Source organism: Billgrantia montanilacus (genome assembly GCF_003336675.1).
Taxonomy (GTDB): Bacteria; Pseudomonadota; Gammaproteobacteria; order Pseudomonadales; family Halomonadaceae; genus Halomonas; species Halomonas montanilacus.
In genome coordinates this window covers 50,772-66,820 of sequence record NZ_QPII01000012.1, presented here as the reverse complement: position 1 = coordinate 66,820, position 16,049 = coordinate 50,772, and the positions used below count along the sequence as shown (strand labels likewise).

The following is a 16,049-nucleotide window of genomic DNA, read 5'->3' as shown; positions in this document are numbered from 1 at the left end:
TTCCGAGCACCGCGCAACGCAGCGATTTGCCCGCGCAGACATTTATTCAGTAGACCACGAAAGGATCTACCGGCGTACAGGGCCCAAATGCGGCCTCGATGACCTCGGCAGCCTCCAGCACCAGGTCGTCGCGAAAGCGGTCGGCGTATAGCTGAACGGTCATGGGTGCGTTGTCGATCGGCCGGGTCGGTAACACGACGGCTGGGAAGCCGAGCAGATTGCCGGGGGTCACGAACCACTGCATGCCCAGCATCAGCTCACTACCGGCTGGCGAGGCGACATCGGCATCATGCACGAACGGTGCCGACGGCCAGACGGGCCCCAGGATTAACGGATACTCCGCAAAGAATGCCGCCCAGGCCCGGCCGAGACGCGAACGCTCCTGATGCAGCGCGGCATGCGTCACCGAGGGATCGATCCTGGCGATCAGGGCATCCATGAGCATGGCGGCCTCCAGGCTGAGCGTGGGCCGTATCGACTCGGCCGTGAGGCTCAGGTCGGACATCTGGAATTGCGTCCAGAGATGGTTGATCAGCTCGATTTCCGGCGGTATCCCCTCCTCCACCTGGTAACCGCGGGCGGCAAGCGCCTCGCCTGCCGCCCGCACGCTGGCGACAATGGCCGGGTCGATAACAGTGCCGGGCAGCGATGTCACCATGGCAACACGACGCGGAACTCGCGGGCCTTCCAGCGACACCGTGACCGAGCGAGGATCGCGCACGTGCTGCCCGTGAACCTGCTCGAGAACGAGCCTGAGATCGGCAACGCTGCGGGCGATGGGGCCATCGGTCAGCATCACCTGCGCGCTCAGGAAGCCGTCGCCGGCACTACCGAAGGGAATGCGCCCCTGGGTGGGCTTCAGTGCCGCGACACCGCAGCAGAACGCCGGATTTCTCAGCGATCCGCCGATGTCATTGCCGATTCCGAGCGGCGACATGCCGGACGCCACGGCCGCGCCTTCGCCACCACTGCTGCCCCCCGCGGTCAGCTGCGCATTCCACGGATTGCGGGTCAGCCCCCTGAACGGGTTGCTGGTGGAGACCCGCAGGCCCATTTCCGGCATGTTGGTGCGCCCGATGGGAATGGCGCCAGCGGCACGCATCCGTTCGACCACCGGCGCATCCTGTTCCGGCAACGCATTGGCGTTCGCGACCAGGCCCAAGGTGGTCGGGGTGCCGACGCAATCGATATTCTCCTTCACCGTGATCGGCACCCCGTGCAGGGGCGGCAGATCGCGCTTGCCCGCCATCTTGCGCTGGGCATCCGCCGCATCCGCCGCCTCACGGGCCGACGTGCGCAGCATCACGGTGACGGCATTGAGCTCAGGATTCACCGCCTCGATCCGCGCCAGGTGGGCATCGATCACCTCACGGCTCGACACTTCCCCGGATCTGATAAGGACCGCCAGTGTCGTGGCGGACTGCCGCCAGAGGTCCTGCGAACCGCTCGGGGCCTGGGGCGAAGAACGCTTTTTCATGGTTTCACTTCCTTTGTGGCCGTAACACCCGGAACTGTGGTGGCACGGGATGCGATCCTGCATCGTAAAGACGTGCTGGCACCGGCACGGGCAACACGGGCAAATCGGCGCGCAGAACGGAGGATGCAGTACGGAGGATAGGGGGTGGGCTGCGAGCGGTGCCTACCTAGCAGGATAGTCGCTCATGGCGAATTCACTTCAGGCGGTGTATGAACAGCCTCGACTGGCTCTTCATCGCCGAGACTAATGCCCTGATTGAGCACACTCGAGCGCGTCGTCTCAATGCGGCAGCGCCAGCCCCGCCGCCTGTGTCGAGGGCAACAGCGCCAGCGTGGCTTTCATTTCACGCACCTCCTCGCCGGGAGTCCGACCGAAGAAGCGCTTGAACTCGCGGCTGAACTGCGAAGGGCTCTCGTAGCCCACCCTGGCGGCGGCCGCCGCGGCGGGCAGGCCATCACGGATCATCATCATCCGGGCCTGGTGCAGCCGCGTCGACTTGATGTACTGAAGCGGCGAGGTCTGCGTCACCGCCTTGAAGTGCACATGGAAGACCGCGGTACTCATGCCGACTTCGCTGGCCAGGCGCCCCACCTCCAGGGGCTCGGCATAATCCGCGTGGATACGGTGCAGCGCCTTGGCGATCCTGCCGAACTGGCCCTGCTGGGCCAGCGCCGCGCGCACGCTGCCGCCCTGCTCGCCGACCAGTACGCGGTAGCAGATTTCACGCACGATCCCAGGCGCCAGCACCTGCGCCTCCAGGGGCGAGGCCAGCGCCTCGAGCAGTCGCAGCGTGGCGTCGGCCATGGGCGCACCGAGCGGGGTGGAAAGCATGCCCCGCGGCGGTGCCGCCGAGCGCGCATCCGCCTGGTCCAGTGTGAAGACCAGATCCGCCACCACGGCCATCTCAAGGCGAATGGAAATGGCCAGCATCGGCTCCTCGGGGCTGGCCTCGGTTTCCGAGGTGAACGGGAGCGGCACCGATAGCACCAGATAGTGCAGGGCATCGTAGAGATAGACATCGCCGCCCAGATAGCCTCGCTTGCGCCCCTGGCACACGATCACGATGCTCGGCTCGTAGAGCACAGGCGTATGCTTCAGCGGACGGTTCGAGCGCAGGAAGCGCACACCATCCAGCAAGGACTGGGTGTAGCCCTCATGCGGTGCGAGCCGATAGAGCTGCTCCACCATCCGCTCATGGAGCAACGAGGAAGATCGTGTCGCCATCGTGAAAGGCCCTTCGCACTGCCTGTGCGATTCATGTTTAGGCAAGTATATTCAGCATAATAGCTCCTGAATAAAACCCGGCAATAGAATCAGGCAATACTTCAAGAGGAATGGCACTGTCGGCTTTTCCGGCGGCTCCCTAGGCTTGTCACAACGACACTCTTGCTCATGAACACGTTCAAGGATCGATCATCCGAGCCCAGCGAGAGAGTCATCACAAGCCACCGATACGGAGTCCTTCTCTAATGAGCAAAGTCATTCTTCTCACCGGCGCCAGCAGCGGCATTGGCGAAGCCACCGCACGGTTACTGGCAAGCCAGGACCATCGACTGGTCATCGGCGCGCGCCGCACCGACAGGCTGGAAATGCTGGCGCAGGCCATTCGTGCCGAAGGCGGCAGCGCGGACTACCGCGCGCTGGACGTCACCCAGCGGCAAGACGTGCAGGCCTTCGCCGATGCCGCGCTGAAGATCCATGGCCGCATCGACGTGATCATCAACAATGCCGGCGTGATGCCGCTCTCGCCCCTGGCCTCGCTCAAGCTCGACGAGTGGGACCGCATGATCGACGTCAACATCCGCGGCGTGCTGCACGGCATCGCCGCCGTACTGCCCACCATGCACGCCCAGGGCAGCGGACAAGTGATCAACATCTCCTCCATCGGCGGCCTCTACGTGGTGCCCACCGGCGCCGTCTACTGCGCGACCAAGTATGCCGTACGGGCCATTTCCGACGGGCTGCGCCAGGAGAACGACAAGCTGCGCGTCACCTGCGTCTATCCCGGCGTCGTGGAGTCGGAGCTGGCCGACAGCATCACCGATGCCAGCGCCGCCGAAGCGATGGAAGCCTACCGCCAGATCGCGCTCAAGCCCGAGGCCATTGCCGCGGCTATCGCCCATGTCATCGCCCAGCCCGACGACGTGGACACCAGCGAGATCGTGGTTCGTCCCACCGCCAGCGCATGAGCACAGCCGCTGCCGAGGAAACCCGATGACCGTGCATACCACGCAAGCCAGGTCCACGCTTCTGGGCCTGGGCCTGGCCCTGGGCCTGGCCCTGGCCCTGGCCCTGGCCCTGGCCACCGTCGCAGCGCTTCCCCAGTTGGGGAAGGCTGCCAGCGCAACCGGAGATGACACCATGGCAGATCACCCCTACGTCGGCATGTGGGTCACCGACGATGGCCACATACGCCACGAACTCCTGCCGAATAACCGCTACGACGAAGCCCGCGGCGAACGCGAAAGCGCCTATCAGGGCCGCTACCGCGTGACCGGCAACACCATCGAGTACTGGGACGACACCGGCTTCACCGCCGACGGCGAATTCATCGACGACGTGCTCTATCACGCCGGCATGGTGCTACGGCGAGAGCGAGAGTAGTAGAGATGCCGCTCCGCACACCGCAATGACAGCGGTCAATTCAGCCTCTCCGGTACTCGGTGATTTCCAGGACATGGGTAACGGCCTGCGCCCTGCCATCCCACACATAGCGAAGATGCGGGCCCTGAACGGGAATGCTCAGCGCCGGTGGGCGCAGCACCGCCGAGCACTCGTGCCCCGGCTGCCTGACGCTGTTGTAGAGAACGCCCCATGTTCCTTCCGCCCTGAGACGCGCAGCGAACGCCTGCCCCCGAGGATAGGTGGCCGGGGCCGGATCGTGCAGCTCGGGGTAACCCACTCGCACATCGTGCAGCGCCCGGGTAACGGTGTTGATATAGGTCCGCATGGTGATTTCGACGGTGGCCTCGCGGGTCGCCGCCAGAAACTCGGCCATGTGAAAGCGGGTCTCGGCAATCGCCGCATCCAGTGTGCTGGCGCAGTAGTAGACCCCGTAGCTACCGTCGGTGAAGCGCGAAGGCCGGCCGATGTGAGTGAAAGCCGCCATGATGGGAGAACAGCCGGGGCCCGCGACACGATCATGGGGCGGCACACGATTCAGTTGTCCACCCTCCTCGAGCAACCTGTCGTTGGTCATCGCCTCGATGGCAAAGGCCAGCGCCAGGTCTTCCGGATCCAGGGTGTCCTCGAATACCGCGATCGGCGGATAGGCGCTGTTGATGATACGAAAGGCATTTCGCCACGCCGGCAGGCAGGTCTCCACCCCGCTCATCCCCGGACACTGTCCAGGTAGCGACGGGTATCCGCCAGGTCCACCACGCGCCCATGCAGCATGTACTCGAGGGCCGATTGCCCATTGAACGGCGCTGCGACATTCGCCTTGTGTACCCATTCGTAGGCCTTGTCGGGGCTGTTGCTGAAGAGGATGCGCAGCGCCTTGTGAATCCCCATGAGGTAGGAGATTCGCTCCAGGGTGTCATGTGGCAGTCGGACTTGAGGCAGCTTCTTGTACTTGTGGTAGGTGGTATTGCCGATACTGCCCAGCAGGATGCGTTGCTGGGCGGGTGTACAACCCCATAGCCCCATGACATTGAAGAAGAACTTCAAGGCCACACGACCGGCTTCGGGGCTGGCCGTATCGGGGCGTTCGAGCTGCTGTTCAGCGTTCATGGGTTTGCTCCTGCGGGAATGACAGTCCGCATATGAACTATAGTAAAAATTAACTCCGCATGCGAATCTTCATGCATCAGCCGCGTTTATCCGCCTACGCTTTTGCGGCACCATGAGGCCTTGCCTCATCTCCCGAGCAAGGACCCGCCATGCCGTTCGCCGCCCCCCAGGAGAATGCCCTCACCCCAGGCTTCATGGTCGTTCACGGCAACCGCCTGGAGGACCTGCGCGGCGTGGCGGTGGAGTGGATGAAGCGCCACCCGCTGGCGCCGCTGGAGAACGAGACGATCCTGGTGCAGAGCAACGGCATCGGCCAGTGGATGAAGCTGGCGCTGGCCGCCGACGAGGCCGACGGCGGCAGCGGCATCGCCGCCGCGCTGGATGTCACCCTGCCGGCGCGCTTCCTGTGGCAGGCCTACCGCGCGGTGCTCAACCACGTGGAAGGCGACCCCAACGCGGTGCCGGCCACCTCGCCCTTCGACAAGTCGCATCTGATATGGCGGCTGCTGCGCCTGCTGCCCGAGCTGATGCCGCGGGACGAATTCGCCCCGCTGCGCCGCTTCCTCGAAGGCGACAGCGACCTGCGCAAGCACCACCAGCTCGCCGAGCGCCTGGCCGACCTGTTTGACCAGTACCAGGTCTACCGCGCCGACTGGCTCGACGCCTGGGGCCGCGGCGAGGACGTGCTGATCTCCGCCCGCGGCCAGGCCCAGGCGCTTCCCGACACCCAGCGTTGGCAGCCGGCCCTCTGGCGGGCGCTCATCGAGGACGTGGGCGACGACGGCGTGGCCTCCAGCCGCGCCATGGTGCACCGGCGCTTCCTCGAGGCGGCGCGCCAGCTCGATGGCGACAACCGCCCCGCCGGCCTGCCTCGCCGGGTAATGGTGTTCGGCATCTCCTCGCTGCCACAGCAGTCCCTGGAAGCACTGGCCGCCATCGCCCGCTGCAGCCAGGTGGTGCTGTGCGTGCACAACCCCTGCCAGCACTACTGGGCCGACATCATCGAACACAAGGACCTGCTCCGCGCCCAGCGCTACCGGCAGCAGCGCAAAGCCGGCATGCCCGCCCGGCTCGACGTGCTCGGCGATGGTGACGGCGAGGAAAGCCTTCATCTGCACGCCCAGCCGCTGCTGGCCGCCTGGGGCAAGCAGGGCCGCGACTACCTGCGCCTGCTCGACGAGCACGACGACGCCCAGCAGTACGAGCGCCTGTTCGCCGCCGACTCGCTGCGCATCGACCTGTTCGAGCCCTTCGTGCGCGAGGGGGACGGCCGACTGTTGCAGCAATTGCAGGACGACATCCGCGAACTGCGCCCGCTGCACGAGACCCGCGACACCTGGCCGGCAGTGGACCCCAGCCGCGACGACTCCATCGTCTTCCACGCCGCCCATAGCCCCCAGCGCGAGGTGGAGATCCTCCACGACCAGCTGCTCGCCGCCTTCAGCGCCGACCCCAGCCTCAAGCCCCGCGACGTGATCGTGATGGTGCCGGACATCGACCACTACGCGCCCCACGTGCAGGCGGTCTTTGGTCAATATCAAAGAGGTCAACTCGATCGCGACGACCCGCGCTACATCCCCTTCACGCTCTCCGACCAGGGCAGCCGCCACCGCCTGCCGCTGCTGATCGCGTTGGAAAAACTGCTGCGCCTGCCGGAGCTGCGCCTATCGGTGAGCGACCTGCTCGACATGATCGACGTGCCCGCCCTGCGCGCTCGCTTCGGCATCAAGGAAGACGACGTACCCACCCTGCGCCGCTGGATCGAAGGCGCCGGCATCCGCTGGGGGCTCAACGCCGGCCAGCGCGGCAGCCTCGACCTGCCACAGGGCATGGAGCAGAACACCTGGGCTTTCGGCCTGCGCCGGCTGCTGCTGGGCTACGCCGTGGGTGAAGCCGCCAGCGGCCCGTGGCAGGGTATCGAGCCTTTCGACGATATCGGCGGCCTGGAAGCGGCACTGGCCGGGCCCCTGGCCGCACTGCTGGAAACCCTGGAAGCGCAGTGGCGCACCCTGCGCGAGCCCACCGACGTGGCCGGCTGGGTGCAGCGCCTGCGCGCCCTGCTGGAAGCGAGCTTTCTCGCCGACACGCCCGAAGACAGCCTGATGCTGGCCCAGCTCGAACAGACGCTGCAGGAGTGGCAGGAGAGCGCCGAGGAGGCCGGGCTGACCCGTGACCTTCCGCTCTCGGTGGTGCGCGAGCACTGGCTGGGCCAGATCGACGAGTCGAGCCTCTCCCAGCGCTTCATGGCCGGGGCCGTCAACTTCGCCACCCTGATGCCGATGCGCGCCATCCCCTTCAAGCGCGTCTGCCTGCTGGGCATGAACGACGGCGACTACCCGCGCAGCCAGCCGCCGATGGACTTCGATCTGATGAACGGCGACTACCGCCCCGGCGACCGCTCGCGCCGCGAGGATGACCGCTACCTGTTCCTGGAAGCCCTGCTCTCCGCCCGTGAGCAGCTCTACGTCAGCTGGGTGGGCCGCAGCATCGTCGACAACGCCGAAAAACCGCCCTCGGTGCTGGTCGGCCAGCTGCGCGACCATCTCCAGGCCGGTTGGCGCATCGCAGACAAAGAAGAGCGCAACGGCAGCGAGCTGCTCGATTCGCTGACCACCGCGCACCCGCTGCAGCCCTTCAGCCGCACCTACTTCCCTGCCGAGGCACAGCTGGCCCAGCGCGACGTCTCGGCCCGGCGGCTGTTCACCTATGCCCATGAGTGGCGCGACGTGCATGGCGAGGCAACCCTGGCGGAAGCCGCGCCCCTCGACCTGGAGGCATATAAGCAGGACACGCCGCTGACGCTGGCCCAGCTCGGCAACTTCCTGCGCGACCCGGCGAGGGCCTTCTTTACCACCCGCCTCAAGGTCTTCCTGGAGCGCGAAGACATCGTCAGCCTCGACCACGAGCCCTTCGCCCTGGACGGCCTCGCCAACTGGCAGCTGCAGGACCTGCTGATCCGCGAGCAACGCCGCGCCGTGGACGAAGGCCAAGACCGCATGCCCGCCATGCTGGCCACCCTCGACCGCCTGCAGGGCCAAGGCGTGCTGGCCATGGGCGCCTTCGGCGAGCGCATGCGCGAGCAGCTCACCGAACCGATGCCGGAACTGTTCGAAGCCTATGAAGCCGCGCTGGACGAGTGGCCCCACGCCATCGAAGAACCCCAGCCGGTGCAGCTCAACGTGCCCGGCGCACCGCCCCTGGAAGACTGGCTCGACGAACTGCGCCGCGACCCAGAGGGCAACCGCTGCCGTCTGGTGCTGGTCAGCAGCAGCTTGATCAAGAAGGGCAAGTACCACTGGCAGCACATCCTGCGCCACTGGGTGGCACACCTGGCCGGTCATCTGGAAGGCCAAGCCATGACCACACAGTTACTCTCCAAGGCGGGCCACGTGACACTGCCGCCCCTCGACCCGGAACTCGCCCGCGACCACCTGCGCGAGATCGTCAAAACCTGGCAGGCCGGCATGCGCGAGCCGCTGCCGCTGGCCTGCGACACCGCCTTCGTCTGGCTGAGCAAGTTGGGCACGCCGGAGAGTGAGCGCGACAGCGACGCCTGGCACGCCGCCCGCAAGACCTACGAGGGCGACGACTACAACGCCGGCGAAGTGGGCCGTAACGCCTACCTCGCCCACCGCTGGCCAACCTTCACCCGGCTCTACGAAGCCCGCCAGGACAGACTCGGTTTTGCCGAACTCACCGAACGGCTGCTCGCCCCGGTACACCTGGCCGTCAAGGGCGACAAGAAAGAGAGCGGGAAGAAGACAGAAGAGAAGAAAGCGGGGAGCACGCAATGAGCGACGTCACGCAGTTAAATCCGCTCGATTTTCCCCTGCACGGCAGTCGCCTGATCGAAGCCAGCGCCGGCACCGGCAAGACCTTCACCATCGCCCTGCTCTACGTGCGCCTGGTGCTCGGCGCCCGCTCGGATGCCGACGAGGCTGCCTTCGAACGCCCGCTGACACCGCCCGAGATCCTCGTTGTCACCTTCACCAACGCCGCCACCCAGGAGCTGCGCGAGCGTATCCGCGCCAGGCTGGTGGAAGCCGCCGGAGTCTTTCTCTCTCCACAGGCGCCCGAAGCCGCGCCCGGCATTGCCGAAGCTTCGGGAGCAGAACAGAGCGGAGGTCATTCGACATGGATGTCGAATGTAGCGCCCAGGGATGGGTTCACAGCGCCTCCGCGGAGTTCTGCTGACGAAGCTACCAAAGCAGGTGTTCAAGGAACGCCGAGGCTTGACGCCGGATCAGCCCCGGCTACGAAGAGCCAAGCAGATCCGCTGCTCATCGCCCTCCGCGACCAATACGATCCCGCCACCTGGCCCGCCTGCGCCCGGCGCCTGCAGCTCGCCGCCGAATGGATGGACGAGGCCGCCGTCTCCACCATCCACAGTTGGTGCTACCGCATGCTGCGCGAGCACGCCTTCGACAGCGGCAGCCTGTTCTCGCTCGATCTGGAAAACGACCAGACCGAGCTGGAACTCGAGGTGGTGCGCGACTACTGGCGCAGCTTCTACTACCCGCTGAACACCGACGAGCTGGCCAGCGTGGTGCGCCACTGGAGCACCCCCGAACAGCTGCACCAGGCGGTGCGCGGGCTGATGCCCGAAGCCGAGGCACTGAACAAGGGCGCCCCGCCCCCGGCCGATACCGTCGCCAACGCCCAGCGCGAGACCGCCGAGCGCCTGGCCCAGCTCAAGGCTCCCTGGCCCGCATGGGTGGACGAGTGCGAGGTGCTGTTCGAGGAAGCCGCCCAGCAGAAAGCCTTCAAAGGCCAGAGCTTCAATGCCAAGAGCCGCGCCAACTGGCTCGGCAAACTGCGGGAATGGTGCCAAGGCGACGCGACCTGGCCCGGCCTGACCGATGCCGCCTGGAAGCGCCTCACGCCCCAGGGCATGGCCGATATCTGGCTCAAGGGCGAGCCGCCGGACCACCCGGCCCTGGCCGCACTGGAAGCGTTGCAGGATGAGCTCAACGCCCTGCCCGATCCCTACGCCGACCTGCTCACTCACGCCGTGCACTGGTGCCGCGCGCGGCTCGACCGCGAGCAGGAGCGCCGCGCCGAGATGGGCCCCAACGAGCTGCTCACGCATCTCGACCGGGCGCTCGCCGGCCCCAACCGTGAGGCTCTGGGGGCGCAGATCCGCCGCCAGTTCCCGGTCGCCCTGGTCGACGAGTTCCAGGACACCGACCCGGTGCAGTACCGCATCTTCGACTACGTGTACCGCATCCGCGAGAACTCGCCTGAGACCGGCGTGTTCCTGATCGGCGATCCCAAGCAGGCAATCTACGCCTTCCGCGGCGCCGACATCCACACCTACCTGCGCGCACGCCGCGATACCCAAGGCCGCCACGTCACCCTGGGCACCAACTTCCGCTCCAGCAGCGAGATGGTCGAATCGGTGAACCGCTGCTTCGAATTCGCCGAGGCGCACCCGCCAGGGGCCTTCCTGTTCAAGGAAGCCGACGGTAGCAATCCGGTGCCCTTCAATCGCGTAGGGGCGAAAGGACGCAAGGACTCACTTACCCGCCAGGGCCAGCCGCTACCGGCCATGACCCTGTGGCAGCTCGACAGCGACGAGCCGCTCTCCAAGACCGCCTACCACGGCGTGATGGCCGAGCGCTGCGCATCCTATATGGTCGAGCTGCTCAATGAGGGGCAAAGCGGCTGCGCCGGGTTTGTGGAGAGTGACCAAGCAGGCTTCCAGGAAGGCGAGCGCTTGCAGCCGCTCAAGCCCTCCGATATGGCGGTGCTGGTCAACGGCCTGGGCGAGGCGCGGGCGATCCGCCAGGCGCTGGCCCGGCGCGGCGTGAAGAGCGTCTACCTCTCCGACAAGGACAAGGTGTTCGCCTCGCCGGTCGCCGCCCAGCTCGACGCCTGGCTGCGCGCCTGCGCCGAACCCGAGGACGACCGATTGCTGCGCACCGCCCTGGCCACCACGGTGCTGGGGCTCGATATCGCCACGTTGGATCGTTTGAACGAAGACGAGCTGGCCTGGGAAAGCCGCGTACTGCAGTTCCGCGACTACCACCGGCTGTGGCAGCGCCAGGGCGTGCTGCCACTGGTGCGTAAGATCATCCACGACTTCGACGTTGCCACGCGGCTGCTTGCCTGGGGGCCTGCCAGCGACGGTGAGAGAGCACTTACCGACCTGCTTCATCTCGGCGAATTGCTACAGCACGCCAGCCAGGAGCTCGACGGCGAACATGCTCTTATCCGCTTTCTCGCCGAATCGATCGCCCACCCCGAAGGCCAGGGCGACACCCACAAGCTGCGCCTGGAGAGCGACGCCGACCTGGTGCAGGTCATCACCATTCACAAGTCCAAGGGGCTGGAGTACCCGCTGGTGTTCCTGCCCTTTATCTGCAGCCACCGCCCGACGAAGAAGGACGACTCGCCGCTGCGCTGGCACGACGCCGAGGGCCGCCTGCGCATCAGCCTGGAGGCCGACGAGGAGACCCTGGCCACCGTCGACCGCGAGCGCCTGGGCGAAGACCTGCGCAAGCTCTACGTGGCGCTGACCCGCGCGCGCCACGCCACCTGGCTCGGCATGGCCCCGCTCAAGGGCGGCGAAGGCAGCGCCATCGGCCAACTGCTGGCCAACGGCGAGCCGATCGGGTCCAGCGTTTTTGAAGAAGCACTGAAGAGGCTCAAGGGGGACTGCACCGCCATCGAGATCGCCCCAGCCCCACCGGCCCACGCCCAGATCGTCACCCAGACAGAGCGCGACGATGCCCTGGGCGAAGCGCGCACGCCCACGCGCCCCGCCCGCGAGCACTGGTGGATCGCCAGCTACTCGGCGCTGCGTATCTCGGGAGAAATGGTAAGCGCCCCAGTAAGGGCTGACTTACCTGCTACCCCCCATGACAGCGAAGCGCAGCGAAACGGCAGCCTGCCGGAACCGGCCACCGCCATGGAGGCCACCGCGCTGGAAGTGATCGAAGAGCCGCATGACAGCGGCCAGAGCGAACCGCTTCCCTCGCTTCATAGATTTCCTAGAGGGCCAGGACCAGGGACTTTTTTACACGGCATTCTGGAGTGGGCCGGCGAGCACGGCTTTGCCCGCGTGGCCCGCGATCCGGCCCTGCGCGAGGAGACCCTGGCCCGGCGCTGCCAGGTGCGTGGCTGGCAGCCGTGGCTGAATACCCTGCACGCCTGGTTCGGCACCCTGCTCGCCGCCCCGCTGCCGCTGCCCAATGGCGCAGGCAGCCTCACCCTCGAAACCCTCACCAGCTACCAAGTGGAAATGGAGTTCTGGTTCGCCGCCAGCAAGGTCGACACCCGCCGGCTGGACGCCCTCGTAAGTGCTTACACACTCCCCAGCCCGGATGGCAGCGAAGGTGCCAGCCTGCCGCGTCCCGCGCTGGATGCCGATACCCTCAACGGCATGCTCAAGGGCTTCATCGATCTGGTGTTCGAGCATGAGGGGCGCTACTACGTGGCCGACTGGAAATCGAACCACCTGGGGCCGGACGACAGCGCCTACAGCCCCGAAGCAATGCACCAGGCGGTGGCCGAGAAACGCTACGACCTGCAGTACGCGCTCTACCTGCTGGCCCTGCACCGGCTGCTCAAGGCACGCCTGCCGGGCTACGACTACGACCGCCACATCGGCGGCTCGCTCACGGTCTTTCTCAGGGGGGCCAATGCGGAGAGCCGCGGCGTGCACGCCGAGCGCCCTCCGCGCCAACTGATCGAAGCGATGGATGCGCTCTTCCGGGGCGACACCCAAGCGGCGAGCGCCGCGACCCAGGCAACGGAGGCGCCGGCATGAGCAAGCGCAGCAAGAACCACGACGACGCCACCCCGGACCTGTTCGCCGATCTCGGTGATGAATCAGGCGCCGATAACGAAGTCGGTATTGGCCACGAAGCAGGCATTAGCGACGCACCAGGCAAGAGCGAACCTGCCAGGCCGGAAAAGCCTCATGCCGCGCTTCACGACACCCAAGCGCTGTTCGCCCTGCTCGACCGCTGGGTGGAGCGCGGCTGGCTGCGCGCTCTGGACCGGGCACTGGCCAGTTTCTTCCAGCGCGAGGTAAGCAACGCCCCTCCCCTGCTGCTGCTTGCCACCGCACTGGCCAGCCATCAGCTCGGCCGCGGCCACGTCTGTCTCGACCTCGCCCAGACCCTGGGCGCCCCCAACCTGGCGCTCTCGCTGCCACCGGAAGGCGATGACCTGAGCGATCCGCCGCCGCTGCCCAGCGACCTGCTGGCAGGGCTGGAACTCGCCACCTGGCGCGACGCCCTGAACCACCCCGCCCTGGTGGCAGACGGTAGTGGCCCAGGAAACACCCCGCTGGTGCGCAGCGAGCGCGACGGCAACGTGCGGCTCTACCTGCGCCGCTACTGGCAGTACGAGCAGGATATTCGCCACCACATTTCAGCAAGACTGGGCACAAGCGACGACATCTTACCCTCCAGCACAAGCGACGAAATCTGTAGGAGAAAGCTTCAGCTCACGACTGGCACCGATAGGCGCCCGGATGATGCCTTACCCTCCAGCACAAGCGACGAGATCTGTAGGAGGAAGCTTCAGCTCACGACTGGCGCCGATAGGCGCCCGGATAACGCCTTACCCGCCAACACAAGCGACGAGATCTGTAGGAGGAAGCTTCAGCTCACGACTGGCGCCGATAGGCGCCCGGATAACGCCACCGACACTAACCGCTTCGCCACTGCTCTTGATTCCCTCTTCCCCAGCAGCGCGGACATCGACTGGCAAAAAATCGCCTGCGCCCTCGCCGCCCAGGCACACTTTGCAGTGATCACCGGCGGCCCCGGCACCGGCAAGACCACCACCGTGGTCAAGCTGCTCGCCTTATTGCAAGCCCTGGCCCTCGGCGAGCCGGCTACCAACCAGGCCCCACGCCCGCTGCGCATTCGCCTGGCCGCCCCCACCGGCAAGGCCGCTGCGCGCCTCAACGAATCCATCGCCAAGCAGGTGCAGGGCCTTTCGCTGGTGGAACTGGCCAGCGCCGTGGGCCAACAGGGTGTGGATATCTCAATCCTGCGTGACAGCATCCCCACCGAGGTGACCACGCTGCACCGCCTTCTGGGCTCACGACCGGACACCCGCCACTTCCGCCACCACGCCGGCAACCCGCTAGCGCTGGACGCCCTGGTGATCGACGAAGCCTCGATGGTGGATATCGAGATGATGGCCGCCGTGCTCACCGCCCTGCCGCCCAGGGCGAGACTGATCCTGCTCGGCGACAAGGACCAGCTCGCCTCGGTGGAAGCCGGCGCCGTGCTTGGCGACCTGTGTCAGCGCGCCGAAGGCGGCCACTACTCCCCGGCCACCTGCGACTGGCTGGAACGGGTGGTCGGCACGCCGATACCCGAGCAATACCGCGACGAGGCAGGGCAGCCGCTGGACCAGGCCATCGCCATGCTGCGGGTGAGCCACCGTTTCGATTCGGCAAGCGGCATCGGCCAACTCGCCGAAGCGGTCAACCGCCCGCTAAGTTCAAATCATGGGCAGAAAGAAAAGAAGCGCGCCGTGCGCGAGATCTTCCAGCAGGGCTACGCCGATATTGCCCGTCTCGCCCTGGCGGATGCCGACGACCCGGCGCTGGACCGCCTGGTGGTGAACGGCAACCCGGCCGGCTTCGCCAACAATGGCGAAGGCCGCTACGACCGCCGCGGCGAAACCATCGCACCGCCGGTCGGTTACCGCCATTACCTGGAAGTGATGAAGGCAGCGCGCCCCGCGCAGCCCTTCTTCGGCGAAGGCGAAGCGCGCCAGCCCTATGATAACTGGGCCCGGCAATTGCTTGCCACCCACGGCCACTTCCAGTTGCTGTGTGCTCTCAGGAAAGGCCCCTGGGGCATCGAGGGGCTGAACCCGCGGATCGGCCGTGCGCTGCGCCGCGCCGGCTGGCTCAAGGCCAGCGACCTGGAGCTGGAACAGGGCTGGTTCGAAGGCCGCCCGGTTCTCGTCACCCGCAACGACTACGGCCTGGGGCTGATGAACGGCGATATCGGCATCACCCTCGCCGTGCCCGAAGCCCGCAGCGCCAGCGAATCGCCCGGCCGCACTCTGCTGCGCGTCGCCTTCCCGGCCAGCGACGGCAGCGGCGACATCAAATGGGTGCTACCCAGCCGCCTGCAGGCGGTGGAAACCGTATTCGCCATGACGGTACACAAATCCCAGGGCTCGGAATTCACCCACACCGCCCTGCTGCTCCCGGACGCCCCCAACCCCATCCTCACCCGCGAGCTGGTCTACACCGGCATCACCCGCGCCAAGCACTGGCTGACGCTGGTTGAGACAGGGCGTGGAATGCTGGATGAGGCGGTGATGAGGGAGGTAGTGAGGGTGAGTGGGTTGGGGAGGTTGTGGTGAAGGCTGGCGTCGCCGGAAATGCTGTCAGCTTCTGTGAAAAAACAAATTTTCCAGGAGGCTGTATCAGCCAGTACCGTCGTGGGTGCGCTGCATAGGCTAACCTAGCCTGCAAAGCAATATATCAGTCGCTTGTCAAACACAGCATGCGTGCCAATACTACTCTTGTGCATTAGCAGTGGCACACCCATCGCCCCTAAAGGAGCTTCAGCCATGAGCATGAACCCAGAAGTTTACGTCTTCACCAGTAAGACATTAAAGGAACACAATCTCAAGCTTGCTGCAAAGGTTCACCAGACTACAGTTACCAGCATTGTCAGAAGACTAAACAAAATGAACCCAGGCGAAATATTGAGCGTCTCAAGGAATAACGGAAAAAGCTTATACTGGTCTCATGAAAAACTCGAAAAAGTGCTCGCACACATTGAAGATGAATGATAGGTAACCATGCCCTCTAGCTCTAGAGGGCTTTTCAAACGGCACGCATTTTTCTGCTCAT

The 16,049-nt window shown here is 65.8% G+C and carries 10 protein-coding genes; 6 read left to right on the top strand and 4 right to left on the bottom strand.

Annotation, left to right across the window (positions count from 1 at the left end; translation table 11 throughout):
• Window positions 1-46: 46 nt before the first annotated feature.
• Complete coding sequence (locus tag DU505_RS15295; RefSeq protein WP_181872845.1) at window positions 47-1,477, bottom strand: amidase; 1,431 nt, start codon at window positions 1,475-1,477, stop codon at window positions 47-49.
• A gap of 279 nt (window positions 1,478-1,756) precedes the next feature.
• Window positions 1,757-2,701, bottom strand: coding sequence for an AraC family transcriptional regulator (locus tag DU505_RS15290; RefSeq protein ID WP_245947990.1), 945 nt, complete (start codon window positions 2,699-2,701; stop codon window positions 1,757-1,759).
• A gap of 245 nt (window positions 2,702-2,946) precedes the next feature.
• On the opposite strand from DU505_RS15290, the gene DU505_RS15285 reads away from it, so the two are divergent.
• Window positions 2,947-3,666, top strand: coding sequence for an SDR family oxidoreductase (locus DU505_RS15285; protein ID WP_114479852.1), 720 nt, complete (start codon window positions 2,947-2,949; stop codon window positions 3,664-3,666).
• A 25-nt stretch (window positions 3,667-3,691) separates the two neighbouring features.
• Entirely contained in the window at window positions 3,692-4,081 is a 390-nt protein-coding gene (locus tag DU505_RS15280) for an Atu4866 domain-containing protein (protein ID WP_114479851.1), read from the top strand.
• A gap of 40 nt (window positions 4,082-4,121) precedes the next feature.
• Here the strand turns inward: DU505_RS15280 and DU505_RS15275 are convergent, their stop codons facing one another.
• Complete coding sequence (locus DU505_RS15275) at window positions 4,122-4,811, bottom strand: RES family NAD+ phosphorylase (RefSeq protein ID WP_114479850.1); 690 nt, start codon at window positions 4,809-4,811, stop codon at window positions 4,122-4,124.
• Window positions 4,808-5,209 carry an antitoxin Xre-like helix-turn-helix domain-containing protein gene (locus DU505_RS15270; protein ID WP_114479849.1) on the bottom strand — a complete coding sequence of 134 codons (402 nt, stop codon included), beginning with the start codon at window positions 5,207-5,209 and terminating at the stop codon, window positions 4,808-4,810. The genes DU505_RS15275 and DU505_RS15270 overlap by 4 nt, the downstream gene beginning before the upstream one ends.
• Window positions 5,210-5,358: 149 nt before the next feature.
• Here DU505_RS15270 and recC point away from each other — a divergent pair, with 149 nt between their 5' ends.
• The 4 genes from recC (at window position 5,359) to DU505_RS15250 (ending at window position 15,988) form a co-directional block, all read left to right on the top strand.
• Window positions 5,359-9,003, top strand: coding sequence for an exodeoxyribonuclease V subunit gamma (recC, locus tag DU505_RS15265; protein ID WP_114479848.1), 3,645 nt, complete (start codon window positions 5,359-5,361; stop codon window positions 9,001-9,003).
• The gene (gene recB, locus DU505_RS15260) at window positions 9,000-12,980 is read left to right on the top strand and encodes an exodeoxyribonuclease V subunit beta (protein WP_114479847.1); all 3,981 of its coding nucleotides are present in this window, start codon (window positions 9,000-9,002) and stop codon (window positions 12,978-12,980) included. Before recC ends, recB begins: the two co-directional genes overlap by 4 nt.
• Complete coding sequence (gene recD, locus DU505_RS15255) at window positions 12,977-15,553, top strand: exodeoxyribonuclease V subunit alpha (RefSeq protein WP_114479846.1); 2,577 nt, start codon at window positions 12,977-12,979, stop codon at window positions 15,551-15,553. Before recB ends, recD begins: the two co-directional genes overlap by 4 nt.
• A 210-nt stretch (window positions 15,554-15,763) precedes the next feature.
• On the top strand, window positions 15,764-15,988 hold the full coding sequence (locus DU505_RS15250) for a hypothetical protein (RefSeq protein WP_114479845.1): 225 nt from the start codon (window positions 15,764-15,766) through the stop codon (window positions 15,986-15,988).
• Window positions 15,989-16,049: the final 61 nt, after the last annotated feature.

Bases quoted from the DNA above. Each gene is read 5' to 3' on its own strand.
- DU505_RS15295 (WP_181872845.1), bottom strand. From the start codon at position 1,477: ATGAAAAAGCGTTCTTCGCCCCAGGCCCCGAGCGGTTCGCAGGACCTC.
- DU505_RS15290 (WP_245947990.1), bottom strand. From the start codon at position 2,701: ATGGCGACACGATCTTCCTCGTTGCTCCATGAGCGGATGGTGGAGCAG.
- DU505_RS15285 (WP_114479852.1), top strand. From the start codon at position 2,947: ATGAGCAAAGTCATTCTTCTCACCGGCGCCAGCAGCGGCATTGGCGAA.
- DU505_RS15280 (WP_114479851.1), top strand. From the start codon at position 3,692: ATGACCGTGCATACCACGCAAGCCAGGTCCACGCTTCTGGGCCTGGGC.
- DU505_RS15275 (WP_114479850.1), bottom strand. From the start codon at position 4,811: ATGAGCGGGGTGGAGACCTGCCTGCCGGCGTGGCGAAATGCCTTTCGT.
- DU505_RS15270 (WP_114479849.1), bottom strand. From the start codon at position 5,209: ATGAACGCTGAACAGCAGCTCGAACGCCCCGATACGGCCAGCCCCGAA.
- recC (WP_114479848.1), top strand. From the start codon at position 5,359: ATGCCGTTCGCCGCCCCCCAGGAGAATGCCCTCACCCCAGGCTTCATG.
- recB (WP_114479847.1), top strand. From the start codon at position 9,000: ATGAGCGACGTCACGCAGTTAAATCCGCTCGATTTTCCCCTGCACGGC.
- recD (WP_114479846.1), top strand. From the start codon at position 12,977: ATGAGCAAGCGCAGCAAGAACCACGACGACGCCACCCCGGACCTGTTC.
- DU505_RS15250 (WP_114479845.1), top strand. From the start codon at position 15,764: ATGAGCATGAACCCAGAAGTTTACGTCTTCACCAGTAAGACATTAAAG.